General features: G+C 66.3%; 11 protein-coding genes and 1 pseudogene. 4 read left to right on the top strand and 8 right to left on the bottom strand.

From position 1 onward, the window contains the following. The 6 genes from VLR48_RS01225 to VLR48_RS01250 all read right to left on the bottom strand — a co-directional run. Nucleotides 1-1,248, bottom strand: a 1,248-nt coding sequence (locus tag VLR48_RS01225; RefSeq protein ID WP_325290033.1) for a HAMP domain-containing protein, incomplete at its 3' end; no start/stop codon positions are given. Nucleotides 1,249-1,260: 12 nt separating this feature from the next. Next, the gene (locus VLR48_RS01230) at nt 1,261-2,043 is read right to left on the bottom strand and encodes a DNA-binding domain-containing protein (RefSeq protein WP_325290034.1); all 783 of its coding nucleotides are present in this window, start codon (nt 2,041-2,043) and stop codon (nt 1,261-1,263) included. Next, a complete protein-coding gene (locus tag VLR48_RS01235; protein ID WP_325290035.1) occupies nt 2,036-2,893 on the bottom strand; it encodes a DUF692 domain-containing protein in 858 nt (285 codons plus the stop codon). Before VLR48_RS01235 ends, VLR48_RS01230 begins: the two co-directional genes overlap by 8 nt. A 75-nt stretch (nt 2,894-2,968) precedes the next feature. Continuing rightward, complete coding sequence (locus tag VLR48_RS01240; RefSeq protein WP_325290036.1) at nt 2,969-3,436, bottom strand: DUF302 domain-containing protein; 468 nt, start codon at nt 3,434-3,436, stop codon at nt 2,969-2,971. Nucleotides 3,437-3,452: 16 nt separating this feature from the next. Beyond that, complete coding sequence (locus tag VLR48_RS01245; RefSeq protein WP_325290037.1) at nt 3,453-3,914, bottom strand: response regulator; 462 nt, start codon at nt 3,912-3,914, stop codon at nt 3,453-3,455. Then, nucleotides 3,911-4,435 (bottom strand): sigma-70 family RNA polymerase sigma factor, encoded by a 525-nt coding sequence (locus VLR48_RS01250; RefSeq protein ID WP_325290038.1) that lies wholly within the window; start codon nt 4,433-4,435, stop codon nt 3,911-3,913. The genes VLR48_RS01245 and VLR48_RS01250 overlap by 4 nt, the downstream gene beginning before the upstream one ends. Nucleotides 4,436-4,828: 393 nt before the next feature. Here VLR48_RS01250 and VLR48_RS01255 point away from each other — a divergent pair, with 393 nt between their 5' ends. Continuing rightward, nucleotides 4,829-5,461 carry a DoxX family protein gene (locus VLR48_RS01255; RefSeq protein ID WP_325290039.1) on the top strand — a complete coding sequence of 211 codons (633 nt, stop codon included), beginning with the start codon at nt 4,829-4,831 and terminating at the stop codon, nt 5,459-5,461. A 113-nt stretch (nt 5,462-5,574) separates the two neighbouring features. Then, complete coding sequence (locus VLR48_RS01260) at nt 5,575-5,940, top strand: redoxin domain-containing protein (RefSeq protein ID WP_325290040.1); 366 nt, start codon at nt 5,575-5,577, stop codon at nt 5,938-5,940. 31 nt (nt 5,941-5,971) lie between these two features. On the opposite strand, the gene VLR48_RS01265 is transcribed toward VLR48_RS01260, so the two are convergent. Further along, nucleotides 5,972-6,688, bottom strand: a complete 717-nt coding sequence (locus VLR48_RS01265) for a DUF3379 family protein (protein WP_325290041.1) — start codon at nt 6,686-6,688, stop codon at nt 5,972-5,974. A 343-nt stretch (nt 6,689-7,031) separates the two neighbouring features. Between VLR48_RS01265 and VLR48_RS01270 the strand changes: the two genes are divergently transcribed. Further along, nucleotides 7,032-8,402: a sigma-54 dependent transcriptional regulator gene (locus tag VLR48_RS01270; RefSeq protein ID WP_325290042.1), complete on the top strand. Its 1,371-nt coding sequence runs from the start codon at nt 7,032-7,034 to the stop codon at nt 8,400-8,402. A gap of 347 nt (nt 8,403-8,749) precedes the next feature. Here the strand turns inward: VLR48_RS01270 and VLR48_RS01275 are convergent, their stop codons facing one another. Next, complete coding sequence (locus VLR48_RS01275; protein WP_325290043.1) at nt 8,750-9,040, bottom strand: low-complexity protein; 291 nt, start codon at nt 9,038-9,040, stop codon at nt 8,750-8,752. A gap of 375 nt (nt 9,041-9,415) precedes the next feature. On the opposite strand from VLR48_RS01275, the pseudogene VLR48_RS01280 reads away from it, so the two are divergent. After that, nucleotides 9,416-10,018 (top strand): annotated as a pseudogene (locus tag VLR48_RS01280) (hypothetical protein); the annotation flags it as partial.

Here is a 10,018-nt window from a genome sequence, read left to right on the forward strand (position 1 = left end):
TGCGATGTTGCCCAAGAGACGCCGCCGAGCGGCATCGAAGCCGTCGTGGCGACGCGTCGCGAACACCACTACCGCCGGGACGGGCGTCTGCGTCTGCGCGGTGAGCGGTAAGAAGATGGCGTCGCGCATGCCGAGGGCGACGAGGTGAGCTAGAAATTCGTAGGCGGGATTCTCGCGCACCCGGGTGACGGCATCGGCGACATGGATGGGCGCGGCGTCGGCCAGCGCGCATTCCAGGAGCGTGCCCTGCAAGCGGTAAAGCCGCCGATCGCTCGGCTGTGGTCTGCCGTCCAGCCAGCCGGTCTCGACACGCGCATTGGCGCGGGCATCGTCGATGAAGACCACCCCGATCCAGTCGAACCCGAGCAGATCTCGAAACTCGCCGCTCAAGAACCCGACCAGCTCGTCGAGATCGCTGCCTTGCTGCAGGCGGCGAATGAGCTGATGCAGAAGATCGAGCCGGACCGAAAGGCGATTGAAGCTGCCGGTCAGGTCCCGGATCTCGGTGGTGCCCTCCACCGGGAGGCGATGCCCGAAATCACCGTCGGCGACGCGTTGGAAGCCGGCGATGGTGCGCCGCAGGGGGGCCAGGACCCGAAAGTGCAGCACGATCAGCAGAGCGACCGCGACCAGGGCCACGACGACCGCCAGGCCGAGCGCGCCCTGGACCACCTTGCGATACTCGCTTGCGGTCCAATCGCGCAGTGCCCGGGTCAGCGTCGCCGTGGCATCGCCGAGGACGGCATGCTCGGCGATGACGTGCTCGGCCGCCCATTCCAGACGCGGCTCCTCGGTGTCCTCGCCCATCGCCTCGAAGAGCGCTTGGCGCCACGTCTCCCAGTCCTGCTCCAGGTCCCGGATAGCGACCGTCACGCCGCTGCCCAGACGCGGCATCATCCAGGGCAACGGGGTCGGCACATCATGGCTGAAGTCGCCTTTCATGAAGGCGTCGACGACCTGATCGAAGGTCGCGACGTGGGTCGTCAGATCCCGGTAGTAGAGCCGCACATCGCGGTAGTAGGTGGGATAGTCGCGAGGTGCATTCTGCTTGTAGTTCATCCCTTGGGTATGGATCTGCTCCGCGGTCAGCTCGAGCCGTCCGGCGATCTCGACCAGGGCGTCGTAGGCCAACTGACGCTGAAAGGCCCCGACGGCGTAAAGACCAGCACCGGCAAAGAGCAGGACCAGGCCGAGGAAGGCGGCGCTGAGCTGAAAGCCGAGGCTGGAGAGGCGCTGAGCGAGACTCATGTCAGGGGGCACTCAGCAGGTTGTCCCGAGCAAGACCCCCTTGGTGCGTAAATCCTCCATCAATCCGGCCCCGAAGGCGATGACCTGCTCGGGATCCGGATGGCCGAGCTCCGCTGCGATGCGTCCGAGCACCTCGCGCCCGGTCTGCGTGCTCGACTCCTCTTCCAGCAGGATCAACAGACGCTGCGTGACGGCGTTGATTTCGAGAAAGGCAATGTCGTCCTCGGGCGTGCGATAGACCACCAGATGCGTCGGGTCCGGTGGCGGCGCATCCGGTCGGCAGCCCGGCCCGATACGATGGACCGGGAAGCGATAGCTGAGATTCCAGGCCAGCGGCGAGACCACCGGGCGGCCGTCGAGCAGGTCGCCGGTCGGATCGATGCGGGTGCGGTCCGGCTCCGCGTCGCTGATCTGCAACGCCAGCTCGACCCATTCGTAGTGCGCCAGCTCCAATAGAAATGGTGGGTCCCGAGGGTCGCCCGCGCGGGCGCTCTGCAAAAAGTCGAGAAACTCCTGTCCCAGCTCCAGGAAGAGCGGCGTCTTGGCGCGATGACGGACGAAGAAGTCCCGGATCAGCGCATCCCAGTGCGCGTCGGGCAAGATCCGGCGCAGCACCGGAAAGTTGCCCGCGAGCAAGGCCGAGACGTTGTTGAACACCAGATCGCGATAGATCGCCATGCGGCGATCCTCGACATCGTCCGGTCCGAGGACCCTTGCGGGATCGCGCAGATGTGCGGCGAAGGCGCGCTGGCGTTGGATGAAATCGGGTTGGATCACATCGGCTTGCTCAGGCATCGGCCGCGTACCGAGTCGATCGCGCCGCATGGATCTGCTGGATCTGTTTGATCCGATCCACCTCCCGCACCAGCTCATCCAAAGGCGGGATGTTGAAGTCACGCTCCAGTAGCGTAGGGAAGACCCCGAAGCGCGCGTAAGCCAGATCCAGCAGCTCCCACACCGGGTCGATGACGTCCGCGCCGTGGGTGTCGACCCGTAGATCCTCGGCCTCCACATAGTGGCCGGCGATATGGCCGTAGCGGATGCGCTCCCCCGGCAGGGCGGCCAGGAAGGCGCGCGGGTCGTAGCCGTGGTTGACGGCGTTGACATGGATATTGTTCACGTCGAGCAGCAGTTCGCAGTCGGCCTCGTCGAGCACGGCCTTGATGAACTCGATCTCGGACATCTCCTGCCCCGGCGCGCCGTAGTAGGAGACGTTCTCCAGGGCGATGCGCCGCTCCAGGATCTCCTGCACCCGACGGACGCGCCCGGCGACATGCCGGACGGCCTCTTCGGTGAAGGGGATGGGCAGGAGGTCGTAGAGATGGCCGTCGTCGGAGCAGTAGCTCAGATGCTCCGTATAGGCGCGGATCCCGTGCTCGTCCAGGAACGCCTTGATCTGTCGCACGAAGTGCAGGTCGAGCGGGGTCGGGGCGCCGATCGAGAGCGACAGCCCGTGACAGACGAAGGGATGGCGCTCCGTGAGCGCGCGCAGGCGGCGCGCGTTCACGCCGCCCATGCCGATCCAGTTCTCCGGGGCGATCTCGTAGAAGTCGACCTGCTCGGGAGGCCGCTCCGCCAGGGTGCTCAAAAAAGAACGCCGCAGACCGAGACCGGCGCCGTGAACGGGGTAGGGTTCTGGAGTCATGCCGTCGAGAGGCTCCGTTTTGAATCGTGATACGAATAAAGACCGCGCAATCGGAGGCGATCTTTCGGTCGCGATCTACTCGACGGTCGCCGCGACGATCTCGGCGAGCACGGTGTCGATGTTGTCCAAGACGGCCGCACAGTCGCCGAGGCCGTGCCGGCTATCGAGCCAGGCCGGCGCGTTGTAGGCCACCTGGGTGATGCCGTCGGCCCCTTCCCAAATCAGCAGCTTCAGCGGCAGATCGATCGCGACCGTCGCGTTGCAGTGCATCAGTCGCGTGCCGGCCGTCGGATTGCCGAAGATCAGTAGCTCGGTCGGCGGCAATTCCAGACCCGCCTTGGTGGCCCCGGCCGCATGGTCGATGCGGGCGAAGACCCCGAGACCGCGCCCGGCGATGGCGGCCTCGGCACGATCGGCGGTTTCGGCGACCCCGTGCGGGCTGATTGTCGCCACCAGGCCATTGCTCGGTCCATCGCCGGCAAGTGCCCACGACGCGGAGTAGATCAAGATCAAGACGAGGCCAAGAAATCCGAGTTTCTGCATCTGTTCGGTGCTCCGGTCAGCGCGGGCGTATCGCCGCATCCCGAGTGTGCCTGATCCCGGGCACCACGTCCGGTGCCGTTCGGCAGACGGTGTCCAGTAGATCCAACAATAATCGTATCGGCACCGGCTTGATCAAGACCGCATCGACGCCCGGCGGCCGATGGCCGCTCGCGCCGATGCCATGGCGGCCGCTGCAGATCGCCACCAGGGCGGCGGGGTGATCTGCACGCAGCGCCTCGGCGAGCACCACCCCGTCGCCGTCGGGCAGATCCGCATCCACCAAGGCCAAGTCGAAGCCGGCCGCGGCGACGATCGTGCGCGCCGCCGCGCGGGTGCGTGCGAGCAGGGGACGGGCGCCATGCTCCTCGAAGGTCCAGGTCAGAATCCGGCCCAGGGCGCGATCGTCCTCGACCAGCAGGACACGCGGCCGGCGACGCTGACACGCGGTGAATCGGTCGACGGCATCGGCGGCGCTCATCCCCGTTCCCCCAAGCAGGCGCGCAGCTTTTGGCGCGCCCGAAACAGGCGCGTGCCCACGCCGGCCGAGGTCAGGCCGAGTCGATCGGCGATCTCCTGCTGCGACAAGCCGTGGAGCACCTGCAGCACGAGCGGCTCGCGATACTCGACGGGCAGGTTACGGATGGCGCGACGCAGGACGAAGGCCTCGGTGGAGGTGTCGTAGGCGACATGGCTGTCGGGGAGCTCTTCGGTCGGGATGTCCGAGACCTGGCCTTGGGCGCGCTGGAAGCGGCGGGCGTTCTCGCGCCGCACGATCGTGAAGAGCCAGCCCTTCACCGCGTCGCGGTTCTGCAGCCTGTCCAGCGAGCGCCAAGCCCGCAGCAGGGTGTCCTGCACCAGATCCTCGGCGATGTGGAGGTTGCCGGAGAGTCTGTAGGCATAGCGATGCAGATCCCGGCCGTAAGTCTGCACCAGCGCGGCGAAGCCGGGCGTCTCGGGTGTTGTCCGGGGCAGGGCGGTTTCGGAGAGTGCGGTGTTCATGGCGATGGTCCGGCGATGGAGTGGAGTCGCCGAAACCCTGCCATTTGTCGTGCCAGTCTCTATCGCTTTGAAAAACAGCGTCTTTCTCAGGGGCGCCCGGATTCGCTTGAACGAAGCGTTGTAACGAATCGTGACGACGCCCGGCCCCGTCGCGCGTCCTGTCACGATTCGTCGCATCTGCCCGACGCCCGGACCCCGCCGGTGCGCTCCTCACGCCGCGTCGCGAAAGAGACCGATCCCGAGTCGGGTCCTATCCCCCGAGAACCGTCGAGAAGCCCCGTCAAACCCGCCGAGATCTTTACCGCGGCGCGCCGGCCTTGAGCGTGCGCCGCTGCTTGCCCGACAGCCCGACAAACCAAACCCAACCCAATCCAACGCGATGAGGATCGACCCATGATCACGCTCGCCCGCCGACTCCAAGGCCTGCTCGACACCACCCGCGCACTGGATTTTCTGGCCCCGCTGACCCTGCGGCTCTATCTGGCACCGGTCCTCTGGATGGCCGGGACCAAGAAGTTCGCCGACTTCGACAGCACCGTGCAATGGTTCGGCAACCCTGACTGGGGCCTGGGTCTGCCGTTCCCGGCGCTCTTGGCCTTCCTCGCCGCCGGCACCGAGGTCCTGGGTGCAATCCTGCTGGTCGTCGGTCTGGGCGTGCGTTGGATCTCGCTCCCGCTGATGGTCACCATGGTCGTCGCCGCAGTGACGGTGCATTGGCAGAACGGCTGGCTCGCCATCGCCGAGGGGACCGGGTCACTCTTTGCAAGCGATCGCACGATCGGCGCCATCGAGCGACTCGACCGCGCCAAGGACATCCTGCGCGAGCACGGCAATTACAGCTGGCTGACCGAGAACGGCAGCCTGGTGATCCTGAACAACGGCATCGAGTTCGCCGCGACCTATTTCATCATGCTGCTCGCGCTCTTCTTTATCGGCGCCGGGCGCTATCTGAGCGTCGACTTCTGGTTGTCGCGTCGCTTCGCCGGGGCGGCGACCGAGCGGTCCGTCGGGGTGAGGTGCGCCTGAATGCGCATCGACACGTCGATCCTTCCTTGCACATCCGATCGGCCGGGCGTGTCGCCGCTTCGCGACGACCGTCGGCGTCACTTCCGGCCGATACTCTGCGCAGTTGGGACGTCTTGAGCCTGATGTTGTCGGGGGGCACCGCCGGCGATTCGATTCCAAGCGACCCGATTCCAAGCTATCGGGCTACTTTGGAGGAATTCCAGGCCGAGCAGGCGAAGACCGGCGGAGCCCGTTTCAGCGCGCAAGACCGCGCTGGCATGGAACGGGCCGCGCGCGACCTGGCCGCAACAATGCCCGAGCGCGAGCCCGGGCTCGCGCTCGGCCAAGTGGCTTCGAACTTTACCCTGCGGAACGCGTTCGGCGAGCCGTTGCGCGTGCGCGATCTCCTCGCCGAGGGGCCGGTGGTGCTCACCTTCTACCGGGGTGCCTGGTGTCCGCCGGCCGACCCGCTCAGGGAAGCGAGAAGGGTGGCCGCGTAGCGCTCGAGCAACAGCCCCAAGGCGCCGGCGATCACCAGACGACCTCGCGCTGGATCCTCCGGGCGATGGGCGTGACGGGCTCGTCGGGCGTGCCGACGATCGCAAGACTCCCGCGCCCGGCCGGAATCAGCAGTCCCTCGAAGCCTTCCGATCGGATCGGCGCGCTGCGCCCGAGCGGTGTGTTCGGCATGAGCAAGAGTGTGACGAGCCCGGCCGCTCCGGTGAGCACCAGATGCAGGCCGTCGTGGTTGGCGATGCGACACCGGGCCGCGTAACGGACCGGTTCCAGTCCGGTGCCGAGTGCCTGCGGATCGAGGCGTAGGCCGAGGGAGACGAGCAAGAGTGTCACGGTCGGCTGCGGAACCTCGCCACCGGTCTCCAGCGCGGCCGGCTCGGCGGCGATATGGTCCAAAACCGCGGTGGCCAACGGGGTGTGCGACGGCGCTGTCGGCCAACCCGGCTGCAGGTTGTCGCCGAGCCAAGCGATCAGGCCGAACTCGAGCAGCGCGGTTGCGGCGAGCGCTGGGAGAATCATGCGGAGCCGTCGTGGCCGCTCGCATCGCCCGGCGGGTGGCACCGGGTGCGTCTCGACCTCTTCGGACAACAGGGTGCGCAGCCTGTCTTCGAACGCGCGCGCACGTGCACGCTCGGCCGCGCAGGCCGGGCAGCGGGCCGCATGTCGAGCATCCTCGGCATCCTCGCGCGCGGGGTCGACCAGGAGTCGACGACGGAAATCACGGCAGTTCATCGATGGTGCTCGTTAAACCGCGCCCGGCGCGGTATGCGATGTCTATGGATGGGATCGGCCGCGGCGGATGTGGCGACCGCATGAGTCGGCGCGGTTTAAGGCCTTAAAAAATAATAAAGTTTAAACCGCGTCTCACCGAGATCCAGGACATCTCCGAAGCTAAACTCAACATGAAAATGACGCATGTCGCTCTGGACGCGGTTTAAGATGCCTGGCGAGCGACACCGAATCAGGCGCATCGGGCCGTCTTATCTCCACAAGACCCGGCGCGCAGGCGATCTCTTGCACGCCCGTGCGCGCGACCGTACCCTGACCTTCAACCCGGAGACGGCGCTCGACCGCGATGCCCCGACAACTGCTCATCATCGAAGACGATCCGGCCTTGGGCCAGATGCTGGCGATGCATTTCGAGGATGCCGGCTTCGCGGTCGAGGTCGCGCAGTCCTGTCGTTCGGGCCTCGAGCGCGTGCAGGCGGCGCCTGTCGACCTGGTGCTGTTGGATCAACAGCTCCCGGACGGGCAGGGGAGCGACCTGATCGCACCGTTGCTGAAGGCGGACCCGCATCTGCCCCTGATCATGATGACCGGCCGGCACGACCTGGAGCTGGCGATCGAGGCGATCCAGCGCGGTGCCGCGGACTTCGTGCACAAGCCGATCAAGGTCGCCGAGCTGCAGCAGACGGTGGAGCGGCTGCTGCGCCAACGCAAGGCCGCCGAGCAGGCGCCGGCGCGCCTGGAGGCCGGGCCGGGTGCGGCGCGCGACCTGATCGGGCGCAGCGATGCCATGCTGGCGGTGAGCAAGAGCATTGCGTTGAGCGCCCGCAGCTCCGCCACCGTGCTCATCAGCGGCGAATCCGGCACCGGCAAGGAGGTGGTGGCGCGCCTGATTCATCAGCACAGCGGTCGAGCCGGACCCTTCGTCGCCGTCAACTGTGCGGCCATCGTCGAGACCCTGCTCGAGAGCGAGCTGTTCGGTCACGAGAAGGGGTCCTTCACAGGTGCACAGTCACGCAAGCTCGGCAAATTCGAGCAGGCGAGCGCGGGCACCCTGTTCCTCGACGAGATCGGCGAGCTCGCCCCGACGCTGCAGGCCAAGCTGTTGCGCGCCCTGCAGGAGCGTGTCTTCCAACGCGTCGGCGGCACCGAGACGATCGCGACCGACGCCCGCGTGGTCGCCGCGACCAACCGGGATCTTATGGCCGAGGCCGCGGCCGGGCGCTTTCGCGAAGATCTGGCCTATCGGCTCAAGGTCATTCAGATTCAGATGCCGCCGCTGCGCGAGCGACGCGACGACATCCCGCTCCTGGTCGAAGGTCTGCTCACGCGCATCGCCGAGCGTCTTGGTCAAGCGCGACCGCGCATCGCCGAGACGGCCTTGGCGCAACTGTGCCGCCACGACTGGCCCGGCAACGTGCGGGAGTTGGAGAACCGCTTGACGCAAGCGATGGTGCAGGCGCGCACGGGTCTGATCACGGCCGATCTGCTCGCGCTCGACGCTGAACCCACGACCGCTCCAGGCCCGTTCGAGACCGGTGTGCAGGGCAAGCCGCCCGAGAGCCAGGTGCTGCGAACACTCGACGCGGTGGAGGCCGAGCACGTCCAACGGGTCTTGGACCACACCGGAGGACACAAGGGCAAGACCTGCGAGATCCTCGGCATCTCCCGCCCGGCGTTGGATCGCAAGATCGAGAAGTATGGGCTGCGGATGCCCTAGTGGAGCAGTGCAGAGATTCCGAGACCGTCCGAGATCCTTGTCCTTGTCGTTGTCGTTATCGTAATCGTAATCGTCGTCGCATCGATGGTCGATTACGACAACGACAACGACAACGAACGGTCTCGATACATCTGCCGTGCTGCACTAGCCGAGCTGAGCGCGGCGCGTAGGTATCTGGAAATCCGGACAATCTGAGATCGTCACCGAGGTCCGGGTTGAGCGGTTGCAGGACTCGGCGTCAACGCGCCCGGCGGATCGCACAAGCGCGATCCGCCGGGTCGGATTCAAACGTGGCCGTGGCGCCGCGGCGTCCGCTCACGGACTCCGGCGGCGTCCCGGCATCGCCCTTATTTCGCCTTGTCGGCGCCGCATTTACCTTCCCCGCACTTGCCTTCCTTCTCCTTGTCGGCGCCGCATTTGCCTTCGCCGCACTTGCCTTCCTTTTCCTTATCCGCGCCGCACTTGCCTTCGCCGCACTTGCCCTCGGTGTCCGCTTCGGCGAGCAGCATATAACCGGCGTCGAGGGACTGGGCGGCGAAGGGGTTGCCGGCGGCCTGCGCGAGGCCGAAGGCACCGAGGCTGCCGACAAGGGCGGCACCGACGAGGGCGGCAGCGGGGGTGATCGTCTTCTTGGTCATGATTTCAATCCTAAAAAGGGTTTAAGGTCGGTGTTCGGGGCGTGGCCTCGGAGTGCCGCATCCCTGAGGTGTGTCTTGTGATGGCCGGGGCGGGTCGCCCGGGAGCCGTCTCGCAGTCGCGAACCCGCTGCTCGGCCATCACAGCTAAAGACCCGGGAGAAGGCTCGGTTCTTTCATCCTCGTCGCCAGGTCTGAAAACGCGCCAGCCAGGCCAGCGCGATTTGCGGCGCATGCGCGCGTTTCCAGTTCCCGGCGGCGTATTTGGCCGCCTCGCTCGTAACTTCTTAAAAAGTAGTGGCAAGGAAACCAGTAAGCTACGAAAATAAGCTTCACTGCAGGACAAACTGTCGCCCCTGAGCACTTCATCTGTCGAGCATGGCTGATCCGAATCCACTGCCGGTGATTCCCGAAGCGGAGCGCACACCGCTGGTCGAGCTTCTGCTCGCGCGGATCGAGCAGCTGCTTGAAGAACAGCGCCGGCAAGCCGAGCTCATCGGGCAGTTGCGCGACGAGATCGCGGTGCTCAAGGGCGAGAAGGCGAGACCGAAGTTCAAGCCCAGCGGGATGGAGCAGCAGACCGAGCCCGAGACTCCCGAGGGTGACACCGACGGTGACACCGGGACCGAGGCCGGTGACGAAACCGGTGGATCGCGCAAGCGACCGGGATCGGCGAAGCGGCGCAAAACCGCGCAGCTCACCATCCACGACACCGTCGGGGTCCCGCCCGGCGTGGAGTTGCCGGCGGGATCGCGCTTCAAGGGCTACCGCGACTTCGTCGTTCAGGACCTGCGCATCACCCCGCACAACACCCGCTATCGCCTGGAAGTGTGGCAAACCCCGGACGGCGAGCAGCTGGTCGGGACGTTGCCGAGCGATCTGTACGGCGGTCATTTCGGTGCCGAGCTGCGCCGCTACGTGCTCTACCAACACCATCACTGCCAGGTCACTCAGCCGTTGCTGCACGAGCAATTGCGCGAG

It is taken from the genome of Thiocapsa sp. (genome assembly GCF_035467215.1).
Lineage (GTDB): Bacteria > Pseudomonadota > Gammaproteobacteria > Chromatiales > Chromatiaceae > Thiocapsa.